Origin of the sequence: Leisingera sp. M523 (assembly GCF_025141335.1) — a bacterium.
Classification (GTDB): domain Bacteria; phylum Pseudomonadota; class Alphaproteobacteria; order Rhodobacterales; family Rhodobacteraceae; genus Leisingera.
In genome coordinates, this window is sequence record NZ_CP081036.1 from 3477884 (window position 1) to 3496263 (window position 18380).

20 protein-coding genes are annotated in these 18380 nt (G+C 61.9%); 9 read left to right on the top strand and 11 right to left on the bottom strand.

Translation table 11 applies throughout. The annotated features are described in order from the left end of the window. Nucleotides 1-16 precede the first annotated feature (16 nt). Complete coding sequence (locus K3557_RS17225; protein ID WP_259995236.1) at nt 17-640, top strand: trimeric intracellular cation channel family protein; 624 nt, start codon at nt 17-19, stop codon at nt 638-640. 205 nt (nt 641-845) lie between these two features. On the opposite strand, the gene K3557_RS17230 is transcribed toward K3557_RS17225, so the two are convergent. From K3557_RS17230 to def (K3557_RS17255), 6 genes are all read right to left on the bottom strand, one after another. Beyond that, nucleotides 846-1838, bottom strand: coding sequence for a glycosyltransferase family 2 protein (locus tag K3557_RS17230; RefSeq protein ID WP_259995238.1), 993 nt, complete (start codon nt 1836-1838; stop codon nt 846-848). A gap of 131 nt (nt 1839-1969) precedes the next feature. Further along, nucleotides 1970-2206, bottom strand: a complete 237-nt coding sequence (locus K3557_RS17235) for a GlsB/YeaQ/YmgE family stress response membrane protein (RefSeq protein WP_259989199.1) — start codon at nt 2204-2206, stop codon at nt 1970-1972. Between the two features lie 10 nt (nt 2207-2216). After that, complete coding sequence (locus K3557_RS17240) at nt 2217-2453, bottom strand: hypothetical protein (RefSeq protein ID WP_129369315.1); 237 nt, start codon at nt 2451-2453, stop codon at nt 2217-2219. Between the two features lie 13 nt (nt 2454-2466). Continuing rightward, a complete protein-coding gene (gene fmt, locus K3557_RS17245) occupies nt 2467-3372 on the bottom strand; it encodes a methionyl-tRNA formyltransferase (RefSeq protein ID WP_259995240.1) in 906 nt (301 codons plus the stop codon). A gap of 127 nt (nt 3373-3499) precedes the next feature. Further along, nucleotides 3500-3997, bottom strand: coding sequence for a peptide deformylase (def, locus tag K3557_RS17250; protein WP_259989193.1), 498 nt, complete (start codon nt 3995-3997; stop codon nt 3500-3502). 13 nt (nt 3998-4010) lie between these two features. Beyond that, nucleotides 4011-4529 (bottom strand): peptide deformylase, encoded by a 519-nt coding sequence (gene def, locus K3557_RS17255; protein ID WP_259999668.1) that lies wholly within the window; start codon nt 4527-4529, stop codon nt 4011-4013. A gap of 110 nt (nt 4530-4639) precedes the next feature. Between def (K3557_RS17255) and K3557_RS17260 the strand changes: the two genes are divergently transcribed. Next, the gene (locus tag K3557_RS17260; RefSeq protein WP_259995241.1) at nt 4640-5812 is read left to right on the top strand and encodes a MalY/PatB family protein; all 1173 of its coding nucleotides are present in this window, start codon (nt 4640-4642) and stop codon (nt 5810-5812) included. A 2-nt stretch (nt 5813-5814) separates the two neighbouring features. Then, nucleotides 5815-6345 carry a murein L,D-transpeptidase family protein gene (locus tag K3557_RS17265; RefSeq protein ID WP_259995242.1) on the top strand — a complete coding sequence of 177 codons (531 nt, stop codon included), beginning with the start codon at nt 5815-5817 and terminating at the stop codon, nt 6343-6345. 9 nt (nt 6346-6354) lie between these two features. Here K3557_RS17265 and K3557_RS17270 read toward each other — a convergent pair whose 3' ends face one another. Then, the gene (locus tag K3557_RS17270; RefSeq protein ID WP_027257273.1) at nt 6355-6723 is read right to left on the bottom strand and encodes a hypothetical protein; all 369 of its coding nucleotides are present in this window, start codon (nt 6721-6723) and stop codon (nt 6355-6357) included. A gap of 214 nt (nt 6724-6937) precedes the next feature. On the opposite strand from K3557_RS17270, the gene K3557_RS17275 reads away from it, so the two are divergent. The 4 genes from K3557_RS17275 (at nt 6938) to K3557_RS17290 (ending at nt 11147) form a co-directional block, all read left to right on the top strand. Then, nucleotides 6938-7912 (top strand): glutathione S-transferase family protein, encoded by a 975-nt coding sequence (locus K3557_RS17275; RefSeq protein ID WP_259995243.1) that lies wholly within the window; start codon nt 6938-6940, stop codon nt 7910-7912. Nucleotides 7913-8060: 148 nt separating this feature from the next. Beyond that, nucleotides 8061-9023, top strand: coding sequence for a threonine-phosphate decarboxylase (locus K3557_RS17280; protein ID WP_259995244.1), 963 nt, complete (start codon nt 8061-8063; stop codon nt 9021-9023). Then, nucleotides 9020-9931: an adenosylcobinamide-phosphate synthase CbiB gene (gene cbiB, locus K3557_RS17285; protein WP_259995245.1), complete on the top strand. Its 912-nt coding sequence runs from the start codon at nt 9020-9022 to the stop codon at nt 9929-9931. Before K3557_RS17280 ends, cbiB begins: the two co-directional genes overlap by 4 nt. A gap of 46 nt (nt 9932-9977) precedes the next feature. After that, nucleotides 9978-11147, top strand: coding sequence for a lytic murein transglycosylase (locus tag K3557_RS17290; RefSeq protein ID WP_259995246.1), 1170 nt, complete (start codon nt 9978-9980; stop codon nt 11145-11147). Here K3557_RS17290 and K3557_RS17295 read toward each other — a convergent pair. The 4 genes from K3557_RS17295 to K3557_RS17310 form a co-directional block, all read right to left on the bottom strand. Further along, complete coding sequence (locus K3557_RS17295) at nt 11144-11488, bottom strand: hypothetical protein (protein ID WP_311198477.1); 345 nt, start codon at nt 11486-11488, stop codon at nt 11144-11146. The genes K3557_RS17290 and K3557_RS17295 overlap by 4 nt on opposite strands. A gap of 70 nt (nt 11489-11558) precedes the next feature. Next, a complete protein-coding gene (locus K3557_RS17300; RefSeq protein WP_259995249.1) occupies nt 11559-12026 on the bottom strand; it encodes a YbjN domain-containing protein in 468 nt (155 codons plus the stop codon). Between the two features lie 62 nt (nt 12027-12088). Next, entirely contained in the window at nt 12089-15544 is a 3456-nt protein-coding gene (locus K3557_RS17305; protein WP_259995250.1) for a chromosome segregation SMC family protein, read from the bottom strand. A gap of 165 nt (nt 15545-15709) precedes the next feature. Beyond that, the gene (locus tag K3557_RS17310; protein WP_259995252.1) at nt 15710-16918 is read right to left on the bottom strand and encodes a PLP-dependent aminotransferase family protein; all 1209 of its coding nucleotides are present in this window, start codon (nt 16916-16918) and stop codon (nt 15710-15712) included. A 159-nt stretch (nt 16919-17077) separates the two neighbouring features. On the opposite strand from K3557_RS17310, the gene K3557_RS17315 reads away from it, so the two are divergent. Both K3557_RS17315 and K3557_RS17320 read left to right on the top strand, forming a co-directional pair. Next, on the top strand, nt 17078-17848 hold the full coding sequence (locus K3557_RS17315) for a FadR/GntR family transcriptional regulator (protein WP_259995254.1): 771 nt from the start codon (nt 17078-17080) through the stop codon (nt 17846-17848). A gap of 90 nt (nt 17849-17938) precedes the next feature. Next, a complete protein-coding gene (locus tag K3557_RS17320) occupies nt 17939-18355 on the top strand; it encodes a VOC family protein (protein WP_259995255.1) in 417 nt (138 codons plus the stop codon). The last annotated feature ends 25 nt before the right edge of the window (nt 18356-18380 follow it).

Genomic DNA, 18380 nt, shown 5'->3' on the forward strand with positions numbered 1-18380 from the left:
TGCAAGCGCACCGACTATGACATTTCTGGCGCTGCTGGATTACGCTTCTGTTCTGGTCTTTGCCCTGTCCGGCGCACTGGTGGCCAGCCGGGCACAGCTGGATATCGTCGGCTTTGCCTTTGTTGCCTGCCTGACTGCGCTTGGCGGCGGCACGCTGCGCGACTTGCTTTTGGATCGCAATCCGGTGTTTTGGATCGGCAACCCGAATTACATCCTGCTTGCGGCTTTTGCGGCGGTGGCCGTGTTCTTCTCTGCGCATCTGCTGGAAAGCCGGTTGCGCTGGGTCGTGTGGCTCGACAGTTTTGCGCTGGCCGTAGCTGTCCCCGCAGGGACAGGTGCCGCACTGGCGCTGGACAGCCCGCCGGTGATCACCGTGCTGATGGGCATGGCCACCGGAACCATGGGCGGTTTGATGCGCGACGTGGTCTGCAACGAGGTGCCATTGGTGCTGAAACAGGGTGAGCTGTACATCTCCTGCGCCATGGCAGGCGCGATCACCGCCGTTATAATGATCTGGCTGGGACTGGAGGTCCGGTTTGCCCTGCTGGCCTGCGCCGGGGTGTGCTGGACATTGCGGGCAGGTTCCATCATGTTCGGCTGGCACCTGCCTGTCTACAAAAGCCGCCCGCCGCGCAGTTAAGGCCGGCTTGCAGCCAGAACAATGGACGCTTCCTCCAATCAACCGGAAATACCTGATTGTAAACCCAGTCTTCACAACCCGGATCCGGAAACTGTCATCAGCGCAATCAGATACGCGGCTGCTGCGGAGCAAGCCTTCTCAATCTGGCGGCACCGGAAGCCAAGACGCGCTGACACGAATGGCACCCGCTACCAATCAGCCGCAATCAAGCGGTTTTGCGGCTCTCAGCCAAGGAGTTCAGAAACTCCTGGCCGTCCTTGCTGATCCTGGCCTTACGGCCCTTGCGCCGATGCCAGACCAGCGCCATTTCATGGTACTCCCGCAGATTGGCGTCTTGCAGCAGATCTTCCTTGATCTGCAGCGCGGCTGAGAAATTGTCCGCCAGCCGCCGGTCTTCTTCTTCATTCCTGTCAAACTTATGCCAGTAGCTTGGTTCAATGGAGGAGGTGAAGTGGTTTGCCCGGCCGCGGGCTTTCTTGTTCAGGAACCCGTCACGCGACCGCAGCGCATAATGGTTGAGCTGCGCTGCGGAATAGCCGTAGCCGCCGCGCACATACAGGGCGCCTTCCAGCTCATCCTCCGGCAGGCGTGTGCCATCGGCAAGCTGCCAGTTCACCTCGCCCGCCGTGTCCGCAAGGAAAGGGCGGTGAACCCCCATACGGGTGAATTTTCCATTTTTGCGGAACGCGGTCTTGAAGAACCGGTGTTCGTCCGGGAGCCCCGCCGCAGGTTCAGCCAGCACAAAGGCCTGCGGCACCGGGGGGTGATCCACAGTCCCAACCCCTGCATTGCCGAAAATGCGCCAAACAAAGGAAACCGCATCTGCATCCGCCCGCTCTGCCAGCAGCCCCGGCAACGTGCCGTCACCGGAATTGATCTGCAGATATTCATCGACGTCGATCACCAGAACCCAGTCAGCATTGTTCACCTTGGGCTCGTATTCCGCCCACATCAGTGCGCTTTTGTGCGGGCCGCGGCGCACCACCCGGCTGAACCGGTGTTCGATTACACCCATCCGGTGCAGGCAGCGCAGGATGTGGTCCGTGGGATCGGAGCATTCATTGGTGAAGATGACAAAATCGCTGACACCAATGGATTTGTAGTGGCTGATCCAGTCGAGAATGTAAGCGCCTTCATCCTTCATGGTGGTCACAACCACCACGTTCGGCGCGCCGGGCTGGCCGCTGTCCTGTGTCATCTGCAAATGCCCTCTGCCTCGATTTTCCACCGCGTTGCTCAGCGGTTGAGATATTGTATTCATTCAGCGGCCCGGTGCAGCAGAAATCGCCCGTTCTCCCCCCGGCTGTGGCCTGCGTACCTCAGCCGGGATTACTTGCCCAGGTAGCGCTGCCAAAGCCAGATCAGCACCAAAGCGCCCAATACCGCGCCGGCAAATCCGGCCATGAACCCCATGACCGCCAGCAGGGCGCGCAGCACCAGCCCGCCGATCAATGCACCGGCCATGCCAATCACAACAGTTGTGATGATATCTGTTTCAAGCCGCATCAGCCGGGTCGCCAGGAAACCTGCCGCAGCGCCGATGATAATCAATGCAAGAACGGGCATAGCGAACTCCCTATCTGCGCCAATGGGTCGGCACGATCACCAAGGCCCCGATGGAAGAGGCAATCGCATTCCAGCCCGGCGCGCTGAAGCCGATGCCGAACATCAGCCGCATGAAATAGAACAGGAACGCACCACCAGTGCAAATGATGATCGATGGCACATAGCCATTGCTGGTAAAGCCGCTGCGTTCAGAAGCGTAGCCGACAATACCGGCAATCACCACGGTGCCCATCAAGGTCAGAATCATGCCGGGCTCCCGGTTACAGGCGGCAGCCCTTCGAAACAGGGTAGCCACGTAAGAATACTTCGGGATCCTGCGCGCTTTTACCTGCCCGTTGCAAGCGCAACAGCTGGACCGCGCCGGACCCGCAAGCGATTGTCAGATTGTCATCCAGAACTTCGCCCGGCGCGCCTTGGCCCTTTGCCAATCGCGAAGCCAGCAGCTTGACCCGCTGGCCCTTGATTTCGCACCAAGCGCCGGGGAAGGGCGACAGCCCTCGGATCTGACGGTCCACCTCTGCCGCCGGACGGGTCCAGTTTACCTGCGCCTCGCCTTTGTCGATCTTTTCGGCATAGGTAACGCCCGCCTCCGGCTGCACCTCAGGCGTCAGCTCTGCCAGGCGGCTCAGGGCGTCCACGATCAGCGCAGCGCCCATTTCCGACAGCCGGTTATGCAGCTGGGCGGTGGTTTCCTCGGCGCCGATTGCGGTAGCCTTACGCAGCAGCACCGGCCCGGTGTCGAGCCCTGCTTCCATCTGCATGATGCAGATGCCGGTTTCCGGATCACCCGCCATGATCGCCCGGTGGATCGGCGCCGCCCCGCGCCAGCGCGGCAAGAGGCTGGCGTGGATGTTCAGGCAGCCATGCGCGGGCGCGTCCAGAACCGCCTGCGGCAGGATCAAACCATAGGCCACAACCACCGCCACATCCGCATTCAAAGCCGCAAAGGCTTCCTGTTCTTCTGTCCCTTTCAGAGAAACTGGATGGCGCACTTCCAGCCCCAAGGCCGCGGCGCGGGCGTGGACGGGTGCGGGCCGGTCCTTCTTGCCGCGGCCTGCAGGCCGGGGAGGCTGGCAGTAAACGGCGGCAATCTCGTGTCCTGCATCGACCAGGGCATCCAGCACCGGCACCGAAAAATCAGGCGTTCCCATGAAGACAATACGCATCTGCATCCCCTGCCCCGGTTGCCCTGCCCGCAGCCGTCAAGACGGGCTGTAGGCAGATCCGCGTCCGCCCTGGGGACGGGGCCGGGCGCGAACCGGGCCCAAGCGGCCCGGGAAATGAAATCCGGCCTCAGCCGTTCAGCTTTTTCGCCTTGCGGATCAGCATGTCGCGTTTCACCTTGCTTAGACGGTCGAAATACATCCTGCCGTTCAGATGATCGATCTGATGCTGTACCGAGGTGGCCTCAATCCCGATAAAATCCTTGCGGTCCACCATGCCCTGTTCGTTGATGAAACGGACGGTCACGGCACGCGGGCGTTTGATCTTGGCTGAGACGCCCGGCAGGTTGGGGCTGGCTTCGTCATGCTCGCGCAGCTCGACCGAGGCGTGCAGGATCTCCGGATTGGCCAGCTTCACCGCGCGTCCGCGTTCAGTGGAGCCGTCCACCACTGCCAGCCGCAGCATCGCGCCGATCTGGGTAGCAGCCAGGCCCACGCCCGGCATCGCGTCCATAGTATCAACCATGTCGTTCCAGATTTCACGAATCTCACTGGTGATTTCGCTTACTTCTTCGGCCTTGGTGCGCAGGCGCTTGTCAGGCCAGGGCAGGCAGGTGCGGACGGTCATGTCTGATGTTTCCTCAGGCGCGGGCGCGTTCGCGCTTCAGCTTCTGCATCTTGCGGGTGATCATCTGGCGCTTCAGCGGTTTCAGGTAATCGATGAACAGCTTGCCGTTCAAGTGGTCGATCTCATGCTGCACACAGGTGGCCCACAGCCCGTCAAACGTTTCACGCTGCGCATTGCCGTCGCGATCCATCCATTCGACTTCTACGACCCTGGGACGGGTCACTTCGGCATACTGGTCCGGGATCGACAGGCAGCCTTCCTCATAAACGTTGGTGTCGTCCGAGGACGACAGGACCTGCGGGTTGAACATCACCAAGGGGCGCGCATCGCCGTCCTCTTCCTTGATGCAATCCAGCACGATCAGCCGTTGCAGAATACCGATCTGCGGCGCCGCCAGCCCGATGCCGGGGGCTCCATACATGGTTTCCAGCATGTCATCCGCCAGCACGCGCAAATCATCGCTCAGGTCCGGCACAGGCACGCAGACCTTTTTCAGGCGGGGATCGGGATGGATCAGGATCGGTCGTTTCATGCGCTTCATGTATGCGATCAGCCGCGCCATCGCAACGCCCCCTTGCGCGTGCCGCTGCAGTGACTAGCTTCGCATGCAAAGTTACGGGCAACGACACGGGAATCCACCACATGAATTTTGACAAAGTCACCGACCGCTGCGGCACTCACAGTTCGAAATGGGACAAGATGGAGAAACTGTACGGCATCCCGGCGCAGGACGGTCTGGCGATGTGGACGGCAGATTCCGACTACGAGACCGCCCCTTGCGTGATTGATGCCGTCAAAGCCGCAGCCGAACATGGTGTCTTCGGCTATTCCTGGCAGCACCCGGAGTATCTGCAGGCAGTTCAATGGTGGATGAAGACCCGGCACAGCTGGGACATTGAAACTGATTGGATACTGACATCGCAAGGGCTGGGCAATGCCATTGCCCTCTGCTTGGATGTCTGGAGCCAGCCCGGTGATGGCGCTGTTATCTTCTCACCCGTTTATCATGAATTTGCGCACAAGGTGAACAAGTCGGGGCGCAAGGTTACCGAATGCCCGCTGGCGCGCGACGGCGACACCTACAATCTGGACCTCGACGATGCGCAATCGCGCCTGAACGGAACCGAGAAGCTGCTGTTGTGGTGCTCGCCGCAGAACCCCTCAGGCCGGGTCTGGACCGCCGGCGAACTGCGCGCAGTGGCAGAGTTTGCCAAGCGCAACGGGTTGATTCTGATCTCCGACGAGATCCATCATGATCTGGTCTATTCTGGCAGCACTTTTGTGCCGATGGACGTGGCGGCCCCCGACGCACGTGCCTGGACAGTGACGCTGACAGCGCCCTCGAAAACCTTCAACATTGCCGGCCAGCGGACCGGTAACATGATCATCCCAGACCCAGAGCTGCGCGCCGCAATGCGGCACCGGCAGAACACGCTGGATTATGATCCCAGCGCGCTTGGTGTTGCGATGATCACCGCCGCGTATTCCCCCGAGGGCGCCGAATGGGTCGACGCCCAGATCGCCCACCTGGAAGGCAACCGAAGACTGTTTGACGAGACCGTGAACGTCCTGCCGGGGCTGAGATCACTGGCGCTGCAATCGACCTATCTGGCCTGGGTGGATTTCTCCGGCACCGGTATGAGCCGCGAGGAATTCATCAAACGGCTGCGCGAAGGCGCCAAGATCGCCACCTCGCCCGGCGACGGCTTTGGCACAGGGGGGGAGTTCATGGAGCGGTTCAACCTGGCCACCCAGCGGTCGCGGGTGGAGGAAGCCTGCCGCCGCCTGACTGCAGCCTTCTCGGACCTGCAATAACCATGAAGCGCCTGTTGCGCCTGCTGGCGCTGGTTGTTCTGACCGGCGCCGCCTGGGCCGCCTGGCAGGCTTTTGCGCCGCGGCCCGCTCCACCGCCGCAGGCCGCGGCGGTGGAGCGGATCGACCGCATCCTAATTGAGAAATCAGCCCGCCGCCTGACCGCCAGCCGCGAGGGTGAGACGGTGCTGGAATTTCCCATCGCGCTAGGGTTCGAACCGGCAGGTGACAAGTTTCAGGAAGGTGACGGCAAAACGCCCGAAGGCACATTCCTGATCGACCGGCGCAACCCCAACAGTGCCTATCATCTGTCGCTGGGAATCAACTATCCGCAGCCCGAAGACAGGAAGCAGGCCCAAGCGGCCGGGGTCAGCCCCGGCGGCGACATCTTCATTCATGGGCAGCCGAATTCCGTGGGCAATCTGATCACCCTGCCCGGCGACTGGACCGCCGGCTGCATCGCTGTCACCAATGAACAGATGGAAACGCTGTGGCGCCTGGCAGAAATCGGGACGGAGGTTGAAATCCGTCCCTGAGCCGACGGCTCAGATCTTGCCCTGCGACTGGTCGAAGGGGATCAACCCGGCAGGTGCGTCCGGGGATTTGTAGAAATCCAGCGGTGCCCTGTCCGCAGCGGGTGTTGAGCGCTTGAATTCATAGCGCATCTCGCCACCCTCTTCTTCGCTGGCAACGATCAGGCATTGCGACAGGTGCCGCGCTCCCTCGTAAAGATCGACCAGCCCGCGCAGCATCGGCGCAGTCTCTGCCTCAACCGAAAAACCCGTCTTCCACATCCGCAGAACCGGGACCAGCTCATTGTCCGCCATTACCCGCAAACGGCTTTTCTTGCGCATCCCCTGAAGCCGGGCGGTGTCCAGCGCTTCCTGCACGGCTTTGGGCACATAGGTATTCATCGTTCCGGCCTTCCAAATGCTTAGGGTCTCTCGGGTCCTTCTTTCAACGGTGCGTCACAAACATATAAAATCAAGTGAACATTTTCGGAAATTTGACGGTCGCGCAATTTTGTTGCTCTTGTGCAGTGACGCAGAGGCCTTGCGCGCTGCGCTGCATAGGCACCCGGCCTGAGCAGGTCTATGTTTCCTGCGCACAGCAGCAGGAGCAGACGTGATGGGCCTTTTGATCGACGGGAAATGGCACGACAAGTGGTATGATACCAAATCCACTGGCGGCGCCTTCAAACGCAGCGAATCGCAGTTCCGCAACTGGATCACAGCCGATGGCAGCGCTGGTCCTTCGGGCAAGGGCGGCTTCCCCGCAGCAAGCGGACGCTATCACCTTTTTGTCTCGCTCGCCTGCCCCTGGGCCCACCGCACGCTGATCTTCCGCAAGCTGAAGGGGCTCGAGGATCATATCTCTGTTTCCGTTGTGCATCCCGATATGCTGGGCGAAGGCTGGACCTTTGACAGGGACGACCATGGCGCCACCGGCGACACTCTGTTCGGCAGTTCCCATATGCACCAGATCTACACCCGCGCCGATGCAGGCTATACCGGCCGGGTGACGGTGCCGGTTCTGTGGGACAAGGAACAGGAGACCATCGTTTCCAACGAAAGCGCCGAGATCATCCGAATGCTCAACTCAGCGTTCAACGGGATCACCGGCAACACCGGCGATTACTGGCCGGAAGAGCTGCGAGAGCCGATCGAGGCCGTGAACGCCCGCATCTACAGCACCATAAACAACGGCGTCTACAAATGCGGCTTTGCCACTACGCAACAGGCTTATGACACCGCGGTTGAGCCGCTGTTTGAAAGCCTGGGCTGGCTGGAGGACCTGCTGTCGCAACACCGCTACCTGCTGGGCGACCGCGTGACCGAGGCCGACTGGCGGCTGTTCACCACCCTCCTGCGGTTTGATCCGGTCTATCACGTGCATTTCAAGTGCAACCGCAAGCGGCTGGCAGACTACCCGAACCTTTGGGCCTATACCCGCGAGCTGTACCAATGGCCAGGCGTGGCTGACACCGTGGGAATGCACCATATCGTGCGCCACTATTACTACAGCCACGACACCATCAACCCGCACCGGATCATCCCGGTCAATCCGGATATCGACTGGCAAGAACCGCACCGGCGCGGCTGATCCGCCGCGGGCAGCCGTCAATCCGGCGTTTCCGGCCGATACCGCTAAAATTAGGGAGTTCACGCCCTGCCCCGGTTGCTTTATGAACCGCTGTGTCTGATTTGACGTCCGATCCGTTCGGAGCAACATTCAACCGGTGGCTACCGCGATGCTTGAACTCCCGCTCGAAAATTCGACCCCATCCAGGGACCACGGCGGCAACTTGGGCGTTGCCATGGCAGAATTCGGGGGTACCCGCAGCGATTGGATGGACCTGTCCACCGGTATCAACCCGCACCCCTATCCGCTGCCGGACTTCACCGCCGGAGACTGGGGCGCACTTCCGGATGCTGATGCGCTGGCCGATCTCGAACGCGCCGCGCGGTCATTCTGGAACATCCCGGATGAGGCCGCCGTTCTGGCTGCCCCCGGTGCATCAGCCCTGATCGCAGCCCTGCCTGCGCTGGCCGCGCCGCGCTGGGTGCAGATCACCAAACCGACTTACAACGAACACGCCGCCGCTTTTGAAGCCCGCGGCTGGAAAATCCGCGTGGATGGCCCGGCCGAGGCCCGCGTGGCGGTGCATCCGAACAACCCCGACGGCCGGATATGGAGCGAAGATCAGCTCACCGCACCGCTCACTATTATCGACGAAAGCTTTTGCGACGTCTGTCCAACGGAGAGCCTGATTCGCATGGCCGCCCGCCCCGGCGTGATTGTCCTGAAAAGCTTTGGCAAATTCTGGGGCCTCGCCGGCCTGCGGCTGGGCTTTGCGATCGGCGATCCCAAACTGATCACCGCTCTGTCAACGTGGCAAGGCCCTTGGGCGGTCTCCGGCCCGGCCCTGCGCACTGGCGCGCTGGCCCTGCAGGACCACGGCTGGGCCGGAGACACCCGCGCCCGGCTCCGGGCGGATGCGGCGCGGCTGGATGAGATGATGCTTGCCAAGGGCGCCAGCCTGGCGGGCGGCACCGATCTGTTCCGCCTCTACAATGTTGACGATGCCGCCGTCTGGCAGGACAAACTTGCCCGCGCCCGCATCTGGAGCCGCATTTTCCCTTATTCCAAAACCTATCTGCGCCTCGGCCTGCCGCCCGCTGACGGCTGGGACCGGCTGGAAGCCGCGCTATGACCACCGCGGCCATGCTGGCGGTGGCCCTCGTGCTGGATGCCGTTTTCGGCGAGCCCAAATGGCTGTGGTCCCGTATCACCCACCCGGCGGTGCTGATGGGCAAGGCAGTCGGCTTCTTCGACCGCAAGCTTAATACCGGCCAAAACCGCCGCGGCAAAGGCGTGCTGGCCGCGTTGGCGCTGGTTCTTTGCGGTGTTATCGCTGGCAAGCTGCTGTCGCTGCCCGGCACGCTGGTGGAAATCCTGGTGGCAGCCATCCTGATTGCCCAGCGTTCGTTGACCGAACATGTTGCCGCCGTTGCCAAGGGCCTGCGCAGCAGCCTGGAGGATGGCCGCCAAGCGGTTGCAATGATCGTCAGCCGCGACACCGCGGCCATGACGGCGCCGCAAGCCGCCCGCTCTGCCATTGAAAGCGGCGCCGAGAACATGTCGGACGGAGTCATCGCCCCTGCATTCTGGTTTCTGGTTGCCGGCTTGCCGGGCCTGATTGTTTACAAGATGGTCAACACCGCCGACAGCATGATCGGCTACCGTACCAGCCGGTACAAGGATTTCGGCTGGGCCGCCGCCCGTCTGGACGACCTGTTGAACCTGATCCCGGCCCGCCTTACTGGGTTGCTGATCGCCCTGTCCAGCGGCCAGCTGCGCCACTGGGGTGCAATTTCTGCAGACGCCCGACAACACCGGTCGCCCAATGCCGGCTGGCCCGAAGCCGCCATGGCGCGGGCGCTGGACACCGCACTGGCCGGCCCGCGATCCTATGAGGGGCAGATGCGCGACTTTCCCTGGGTCCATGCATTTGGTACCAAAAGCGCCAATGCCGAAACCATCACCCGCTCCGTGACCCTGCTGTGGCAGACCTGGGCGCTTGGTCTTGTCCTGACGGTTGCCATTGCCACGGTTTTCTAGCACATAAGACCCTGCGGGAGCGGTCAGACAAAGGAGCGCCGGAACAATGCGCCTAATGCCCTTCGTCCTTGCAGCAAGCCTGCTGCCTGCGGCGGCAACTGCCCAATGCGGCGGCGGCTTTCAGAATTTTGTTAAGCTGATGAAAGACGAGGCGGTGCAGGCCGGGTATGACACCTCCACTGTCAACGCCTTCTTCTCGGGCACCCGCAAAGATGCCCGAGTTCTTAAGGCGGACCGTGCCCAAGGTGTGTTCCAAAAACCTTTCATCGAGTTCACCCGCCACCTGATCTCGCAAAACCGGATCAAGCGCGGCCGCCAGATGGCGCAAAAACATGATGCCACCTTCCAGCGGATTGAGAACACCTATGGCATTGACCGCGGTGTGCTGCTGGCGTTCTGGGCCTTCGAGACCGACTATGGCGGCTATCAGGGCGATTTCAACACCCGCGATGCGCTTGTCACCCTGGCGCATGACTGCCGCCGCCCGGAGCTTTTCCGGCCGCAGGTCTTCTCGGCACTGGAGCTGTTCAGCCAGGGCAATTTCGATCCCAATCGCACAACAGGCGCCTGGGCCGGTGAAATCGGCATGGTACAGATGCTGCCCGGAGATATTCTGGATCATGGTGTCGATGCCGACGGCGATGGCCAGGTCAGCCTGAAAACCTCTGCCGCCGACGCGCTGATGTCGGGGGCGCGGATGCTGTCCCATTTGGGTTGGAAACCGGGCCAGCCCTGGCTGCAAGAGGTCATCATCCCCCAGGATCTGGATCTGACGCTGACAGGCACTGGACGCAAGAAGTCCGTGGCCCAGTGGCGCGGTCTGGGCGTCTCAGCGCGGGACGGCAAACTACCCGATCCCTCCTTGCGCGCTTCGCTTCTGCTGCCGCAGGGCCACAAGGGGCCGGCTTTCCTCGCATACCCCAACTTTGACGTCTATTTTGAGTGGAACCAGAGCTTTACCTATGTCCTCACCGCTGCCTACTTTGCCAACCGGCTGAAAGGCGCAGAGGCCTTTAGCGCCGGCCAACCCGAAAGCGGGTTGAATGGCACCCAGATGAAGCAGTTGCAGCAGATACTCCAGGCCCGCGGCCATAACGTTGGGGATATCGACGGCATTCTTGGCGCCCGCACCCGGATTGCAGTGCAAAAAGAGCAAGCCCGCCTTGGCCTGCCCGCTGATGCCTGGCCGACGCCGGCGCTGCTGCAGAAGCTTTAACGGACCGGGAACCGCTCGCCCTTTTCGGTAATCAGGATGACCCGGCTTCCATTGCGCACATACAGATCGCAGCGGCCAAGCCCGTTGGCGAATTCCACGCAGACGCTGCCATCTGCGGCAATCCGGTAAGTGCCCCAAGCGGTGCCCCCGCCGTTCTCCGCCGAGTAGGTATAAGCATAGGCGCCATCGCTGCCATACAGCGACTCTCCGCCATCATAAAAGCGAAAGGACCGGCCTGACAGCGCGTCCAGTTCGTCCTGCGCCAAGGCCGTGTCGCCGGGCCGCAGCGGCCAATCGCCGGCCAACGCGCTGCCTGCCATCAGAGATAGAAAAAGGGGCATGATCCGTTTCATGCCCCTACCTTAGCGGTTCACTTGTTAAGCTGGTGTCACGATCCGGTGACTGCTTGACTTACCAGCCGATGAACTCTTCGAACTCGGTCATGCGCCGTGTCCAAAGGCCTACCACCTGAGCGAAATCATCCGGATTCATACCCTCATCCCCCAAGAACACATCCATTTCGATCCGGGCGTCCCCGTCCTCATCAATGTAAGAGCGAGCAAAACGATTGTCGGTATTCCATTGGTTAGTCTTTGCTAGCCGAACACTTCCTTTAGAGACGTAACCTGAGTAGAACTGAATAGAGTTGCAATCGGTGTTGCTGTTGCAGCCATAGAAAATAATAGTGAAACTGTTCCCATAGTACTCAGTTTTAAGAAGCGGATCCCCAGCCCCATCCGTGGTCAACTCGACCGATGCGCCTTCATCCCTGAAGAAATTGGCCACGCTGTCGCCGGTCTTGGCAACCACATTTTCGGCCGCAGCGGAAACCGGCATCATCAAAACCGCGGCGGCGGCAATTGCTTTGAGTTTAGTCATTTATCACTCCACCAAATTGATTTTCACAAAGATGTCGCACCAATCCCAGTAGTGCCTCTGCATTAGGCCACCATCGCCTCTGCTTTCTTCAGGTCAACTGAAACCAGCTGGCTAACGCCCTTTTCCTGCATGGTGACCCCAAACAGCCGGTCCATCCGCGCCATCGTCACCGCGTGGTGGGTGATGATCAGGAAACGGGTGTCAGTCTGGCGGCACATCTCGTCCAGCAGGTCGCAGAAACGGGTGACATTGGCATCATCCAGCGGCGCGTCGACCTCGTCCAGCACACAGATCGGCGCCGGGTTCGAGAGGAAAACCGCAAAGATCAGCGCCATCGCGGTCAGCGTCTGCTCACCGCCGGACAGCAGTGACAGGGTCGACAGCTTCTTGCCCGGCGGCTGGCACATGATCTCAAGGCCCGCATCCAGCGGATCGTCGCTTTCGACCATCACCAGATTGGCCTCACCGCCGCCGAACAGATGGGTGAACAACATGGCAAAGCTGCTGTTCACCTGCTCAAACGCCGTCAGCAGCCGTTCGCGGCCCTCGCGGTTGAGACTGGCAATACCGTCGCGCAGGGTCTTGACCGCGCCTTCCAGGTCCAGCTTCTCGGCGACCAGCGTGTCATGCTCGTTCTGCACGCCGCGGGCGTCTTCCTCCGCCCGCAAGTTCACTGCACCCATGGCATCGCGCTGGCGCTTGCAGCGGTCCACGTCGTGTTCCAGGTCATCCGAGGCGGGCATTTCATCCGGTGACACGCCCAGCTTCTCCAGCAACGCCTGCGGGGTGATCTGCTGCGCCTCGATGATGCGGCCAGCGGCCTGGGTCACCGCCTCCTTGGCCGCATCGCTGCGCGCCTCAGAGCGGGCGCGTGCTTCGCGTGCCTCAGACGCCAGCCGCTCGCATTCGCGTTCCTTGTGAACCGCGTCACGCAGTTCGGCCTCGGCTGCAATCAGAGCTTCTGTTGCCGCGGACTTACGCAGCTCTGCCTCGGAAATCGCCTCGTTCAGCTCCTCGCGTTTCCCGGCAATCTCCGCCGGGACCGCATTCGCCTCTTCCAGCTCTTCTTGCGAAGCTTCGCGGCGTTCGGCCAATTCTGCGATCCGTGCCTCAGCGCTCTCCAGACGGTGGCGCCAGCCGGACAGCTCCTTGGTCACTTCCTGGGCGCGCTTGGTGCGGGCCTCGCCTTCACGGCGCAACTCATCGTGGGAGGACCGGTGCGTCAGCATGGTGATCCGCGCCGCCTCCACCGACTGCTTGATGTCCTCAACCGCAATGCGGGCCTGGTCCAGATCGCCGAGATCCCCCAGCGCCTTTTCCGCCTCTTTCAGCTGCAGGCTGGAACTCAGCGCGTCCTCCTCATGGCGGGAGACGGCAATCCCCAATGTCTCAAGCTTGGCCTCAGCCAGGTTGCGGTCCGCCTCGGCACGGCTCAGCGCACGCGCGGCGTCTGCCACCCGCTGGTCGGCCACGCGGCGTGCCTGGCGGGCGTTCTGGTCGGCCAGCGTCACCTCCTCCAGCTTGCGCAACAGCATCTCATGTGCCGCACGCGCGCCGTCCGCCGTAGCGCTGACACGTTCCATCTCCTGCTTCAGCGCTTCCAGCTTGTTCAATTGCTCCAGTCGCAGTGCTGCTGCACTTGGCGCGTCCTCGGCCCAAGCGCGGTAACCATCCCAACGCCACAAGTCACCCTCAACCGTCACCAGCCGCTGCCCTGGCGTCAGATGCGCCTGCAGCCCTGCTGCCACATCGCCATCCACCAGTCCGATCTGCGCCACCCGGCGGGACAGGGCATCAGGGCCGGAAACAAACAGCGCCAGAGGCTGCACACCATCGGGCAGGGGCGCATCCTGGTCATAACCGGACAGCGCCACCCAGCCCGTCGGCCCGTCCGCCTCCGCCAGCGGCGCGCGCAGATCATCGGCCAGTGCCGCACCCAGAGCCTTTTCATACCCCGGAGCCACTGTCAGCTCGTCCAGGATCTGCCCACCCTCAGCGGTATCCCGCTCCACCAGTTTGGCCAGCGCTGTAACCTCAGCGCGCAACGCGCCCAGCCCGCCTTCGGCTTCAGAGCGCTGCGAACGCGCTTCGGCCTCCCGGCTTTGAGTCTCGGTGCGGGTCTCATCCGCATCGGCCAGCGCCTCTTCAGCCATTTCCGAGGCCTCGCGGGCCTCTTCCTCAGCGGCCACCGAAGTATCGAATTTCTCCACCGCCAGTTCCAAGGCATCCTGCGCCTCGCCCTTGGCAGCGCGGGCCTTTTCGGCCTCGCCCTCGGAACGGCCCAAAGCTCGTTGGCAATCCTCTAATGCACGGCGCGCCGACTGGTGGCGAGCCGCCAGACGGGCCACATCTTCGGTCACCTGCGCCAGATGATCCTCGCGTGCCTGCAAGATCGAGCCGGCATCGCGCGCCAGTTCCGCGGCTTCGGCCATCTTGCCGTCATGCCCGTCGCCGGCCTTGGACAGCTCGCGCTGCTCCCACTCCAGCCGTTCGATGGTTTCGCCGGCGTCCTTGTTGAGCCCCGCTTCGCGCTCAATGTCGTTGCCCAGCTGCACAACACGGCTGCTGAGCCGCTCGATGGTCTGGCGCGCCTGCGCCTCCTGATCGCCCAGCGAATCCCGTTGCACCACCAGCCGCTGCAGGATGGCAGCGGCAATCGCCTCTTCTTCACGCAAGGGCGGCAGCTTTTCTTCAAACGTGCCGCGCTGTGCCGCGGCTGCACGCACCAGCGCCTCAGCCTTGGCGGCCTGCTCAACCCGCGCCCGCAGCTCATCCTCGGAGGCCAGCCGCAACGCATCCGCTTCGCGCCAGCGGCGGTACAGCAACATGCCCTCGGCCAGGCGCAGCTTTTCACCGATCTCGCGGTAGCGCTGCGCCTGCCGCGCCTGCTTGGCCAGCTGCGCCAGCTGTGCCGCCAGCTGCTCGATCACGTCATCGACACGCAGCAGGTTGGACTCGGTGTTCTTCAGCTTCAGCTCGGCCTCGTGGCGCCGCTGATAAAGGCCGGAAATACCCGCCGCCTCTTCCAGAATACGCCGCCGTGCCTTGGGCTTGGCGTTGATCAGCTCGGCGATCTGCCCCTGCCGCACCAGCGCCGGCGAATGCGCCCCCGTCGAGGCATCGGCAAACAGCATCTGCACATCGCGCGCCCGCACATCCTTGCTGTTCGACTTGTAGGCACTGCCCACATCGCGCGTGATACGGCGCACGATTTCCAGCCCGTCCGCCTCATTGAACCCCGAGGGCGCCAGCCGTTCAGAATTGTCGATTTGCAGGCTGACTTCGGCAAAGTTGCGCGCGGGCCGCGACGAAGTGCCGGCAAAGATCACATCTTCCATGCCGCCGCCGCGCATTGCCTTGGCGCGGGTCTCGCCCATCACCCAGCGCAAAGCCTCCAGAAGATTGGATTTGCCGCAACCGTTTGGACCCACAACCCCGGTCAGCCCATCGGCAATGACCAGTTCCGTAGGATCAACAAAGCTTTTGAAGCCGTTCAGCCTGAGCTTGGAAAACCGCAAAGCTGCCCCTCCGTGATTCCGGATCGAGAAAGTTCAACGGTTCCTATCGTGTGTGTCAACGCTCTGCATCCCCAAATCGGGGCGAATCTGCCTCAAACCACACCATATCTTGTGGATAACCCGCAGGATCCGGCGGTGTTTTGCCAAGCCGGGGGCAATCCGGCCTTAGACAGAGCCCAGCAGCCGCCCCAACCGGGCAATCCCGTCCTCAATCGCCGCATGGTTAGAGTTGGAAAAGCTCAACCGGATCGTGTTCTGACCGCTGCCATCGGCGAAAAATGCCTGCCCCGGGACAAAGGCCACCCTCTCCGTCTCCAAAGAACGGGCCAGCAACTGCGCCCCATCCATGCGGTCCGGCAGGGTCATCCACACGAACATACCGCCCTCAGGCCGGGTCCAGCTGACGCCCTCCGGCATGTGCTCCTCCAGTGCCGCCAGCATGACGTCCCTGCGGCGTTGGTAGACCGCGTGCAGCTGCGCCACATGCGCATCGAAACGGGCCTCTGCAACGCCATGGACTGCCATCTGGTTGATTGTCGAACTATGCAGGTCCGCCGCCTGCTTCAGCAGCACCATTTGCGTGATCACCGGCTTGGCTGCCACCGCCCAGCCGATCCGCAAACCCGGCGAAAGGGTCTTGCTGAACGAACCGCAATAAATCGTCCGGCAGTCCTCGATCGAGCCCTTCTGTTCCAGCTCCAGCGCCAGAACCGGCGGCACCGGCTCCCCGTCATAGCGCAGCGACTGGTAAGCCGCATCTTCGATGACGGCACATTCCAGGCTGTCAGCCAGTTCCAGCAGCCGCAGCCGCCCGGCACGGTCCAGGGTCTCTCCGGTTGGGTTGGCAAAATCCGGCGACAGATAGGCGAATTTCACCGCGCTGCCCGCGTCCGCAGCACCCTCGGCATAACTTTCCACCGTTCGGTTGCCCTTCAAAGACAGCCTGTCATAACGTGGCTCATAGGCGTTGAAAGCTGCCAGCGCGCCCAGATAGGTCGGCCAGCCGACCAGTGCGGTATCCCCCGGCGACAGGAACAGCTTGCCGAGATAATCCAGCGCCTGCTGGGAGCCGGAGGTGATCAGCACATTGTCCGCATCACAGGCGATACCGATCTTCGCCATCTCCTCAACAATCCATTCACGCAGCGGCAGATACCCCTCGCTCACTGAATACTGCAGTGCCATGGCCTGCCGTTCCGGTGTCAGCGCATTCTTGAATGCTTCGGCAAATTCATCCGCCGGAAACAGTGCCGGGTCCGGGATGCCGCCAGCAAATGAGATGATATCCGGCTGGTCCAAGAGCTTCAGCAATTCGCGGATTTCCGACGCCTTCATCCGCGTGTTCCGGCTGGCAAAGATCTGGTCGAACTGCATCCTGGCTCTCCTGGCTTGGGATCTGGTGCCACGGTAGGGGGACACGAAATAATGTCAATAATACTGACCTAATGTTACAGCCTTCGTGATCCCTGCCTGCCCTTGCAGCCCCTTCCCCCCCATGGTCATATGATTTGACCAATTCAGATGAGCCTCCGCATGCCATTTCAGAAAGTTCAGCCCGAAAAACTCTCCGCCTCCGTCGTTAAGCAGATCGAGCAGCTGATCCTGCGCGGCATCCTCTCACCTGGTGAGCGGCTGCCTGCCGAACGGGAACTGGCGGAGCGGCTGGGTGTCTCCCGCCCCTCCCTGCGTGATGCCATCGGCGAGTTGCAGGCGCGTGGGCTGCTCGCCTCCAAGGCAGGCTCCGGCGTGTTTGTGGGGGACGTTTTGGGATCGGCTTTTTCGCCGGCACTGATCCAGCTGTTCGCGACCCATGATGAAGCTGTGTTTGATTACCTCTCCTTCCGCCGCGACATGGAGGGGCTGGCCGCAGAGCGCGCCGCCCGGTTCGGTTCGGACTATGACCTGCAGGTGATCCAGGCGATCTTTGACAAGATGGAGGCGGCCGGCAACCCCGCCGTATCCGAGGAAGCGGCCCAGCTCGACGCTCAGTTCCACTCCGCTATCATGGACGCAAGCCACAACGTCATCATGCTGCACATGATGCGTTCGATGTTCGATCTGCTGCGCGAGGGGGTCTTCTACAACCGCCGGATCATGTTCCAGCAGCACACCACCTATGAGGCGCTGCTGGAGCAGCACCGCGCCATCAACGCCGCCCTGCAGGCCCGCGACCCGCAGGCAGCCCGATCAGCGGTGGAGACCCATCTGGACTACGTGAAACAAGCCCTAACCGACCACCAGCGCGCCGAACGCAACGCGGAGGTGGCCAAGCAGCGGCTGGAGCATGAAACGGGGAAGGGGTGAGGCTGAAACCATGAACGGAATTCGGGGCAAACCGAATTGTGCCACTATCAAACCAATGCCGGCTTTGGGGGCCGGAAAGAAAGACGAAAAATGATCGCCTATATCACAGTCGGAGCGGATGATATCGCGCGCGCGAAGCAGTTTTATTCTGCGTTCCTGCCAGCCCTTGGATACAAACTGGAAGAGGGGTCTGAGGGCCTAAGTTACGCTCTGCCTGTTGGGTCCGGTCAGTCTCCGGTTCCGCCTGACTTCTACGTTAAACCAACTTTCGACGGGCGCCCGGCCTCGGCCGGCAACGGGTCTATGGTCGCCTTTGAAGCGTGCAATCAACAACAGGTTCGCAACCTTCACTCCGCCGCGCTTTCAGCAGGCGGTTCGGACGAGGGCCAGCCCGGCTTTCGTGCCTCTTACGGGCCTCACTTCTATGTTGGGTACCTGCGCGATCCTCAAGGCAACAAGATCGCACTGTTCTCCAGCGATCCAAACGAACCTGGGCGCGACGGGTAAAGTGGGCGGCAAGGGCAATCTGCGG

Excerpts from the sequence above, each read along its gene's own strand:
- cbiB (WP_259995245.1), top strand. The coding sequence starts at position 9,020 with ATGACCACCGCGGCCATGCTGGCGGTGGCCCTCGTGCTGGATGCCGTT.
- def (WP_259999668.1), bottom strand. The coding sequence starts at position 4,529 with ATGAAACGACCGATCCTGATCCATCCCGATCCCCGCCTGAAAAAGGTC.
- K3557_RS17295 (WP_311198477.1), bottom strand. The coding sequence starts at position 11,488 with ATGCCCCTTTTTCTATCTCTGATGGCAGGCAGCGCGTTGGCCGGCGAT.
- K3557_RS17270 (WP_027257273.1), bottom strand. The coding sequence starts at position 6,723 with ATGAATACCTATGTGCCCAAAGCCGTGCAGGAAGCGCTGGACACCGCC.
- K3557_RS17310 (WP_259995252.1), bottom strand. The coding sequence starts at position 16,918 with ATGCAGTTCGACCAGATCTTTGCCAGCCGGAACACGCGGATGAAGGCG.
- K3557_RS17225 (WP_259995236.1), top strand. The coding sequence starts at position 17 with ATGACATTTCTGGCGCTGCTGGATTACGCTTCTGTTCTGGTCTTTGCC.
- K3557_RS17265 (WP_259995242.1), top strand. The coding sequence starts at position 5,815 with ATGAAGCGCCTGTTGCGCCTGCTGGCGCTGGTTGTTCTGACCGGCGCC.
- K3557_RS17320 (WP_259995255.1), top strand. The coding sequence starts at position 17,939 with ATGATCGCCTATATCACAGTCGGAGCGGATGATATCGCGCGCGCGAAG.
- K3557_RS17315 (WP_259995254.1), top strand. The coding sequence starts at position 17,078 with ATGCCATTTCAGAAAGTTCAGCCCGAAAAACTCTCCGCCTCCGTCGTT.
- K3557_RS17300 (WP_259995249.1), bottom strand. The coding sequence starts at position 12,026 with ATGACTAAACTCAAAGCAATTGCCGCCGCCGCGGTTTTGATGATGCCG.
- K3557_RS17230 (WP_259995238.1), bottom strand. The coding sequence starts at position 1,838 with ATGACACAGGACAGCGGCCAGCCCGGCGCGCCGAACGTGGTGGTTGTG.
- def (WP_259989193.1), bottom strand. The coding sequence starts at position 3,997 with ATGACCGTCCGCACCTGCCTGCCCTGGCCTGACAAGCGCCTGCGCACC.
- K3557_RS17235 (WP_259989199.1), bottom strand. The coding sequence starts at position 2,206 with ATGCCCGTTCTTGCATTGATTATCATCGGCGCTGCGGCAGGTTTCCTG.
- K3557_RS17290 (WP_259995246.1), top strand. The coding sequence starts at position 9,978 with ATGCGCCTAATGCCCTTCGTCCTTGCAGCAAGCCTGCTGCCTGCGGCG.
- K3557_RS17275 (WP_259995243.1), top strand. The coding sequence starts at position 6,938 with ATGGGCCTTTTGATCGACGGGAAATGGCACGACAAGTGGTATGATACC.
- K3557_RS17240 (WP_129369315.1), bottom strand. The coding sequence starts at position 2,453 with ATGATTCTGACCTTGATGGGCACCGTGGTGATTGCCGGTATTGTCGGC.
- K3557_RS17280 (WP_259995244.1), top strand. The coding sequence starts at position 8,061 with ATGCTTGAACTCCCGCTCGAAAATTCGACCCCATCCAGGGACCACGGC.
- fmt (WP_259995240.1), bottom strand. The coding sequence starts at position 3,372 with ATGCGTATTGTCTTCATGGGAACGCCTGATTTTTCGGTGCCGGTGCTG.
- K3557_RS17260 (WP_259995241.1), top strand. The coding sequence starts at position 4,640 with ATGAATTTTGACAAAGTCACCGACCGCTGCGGCACTCACAGTTCGAAA.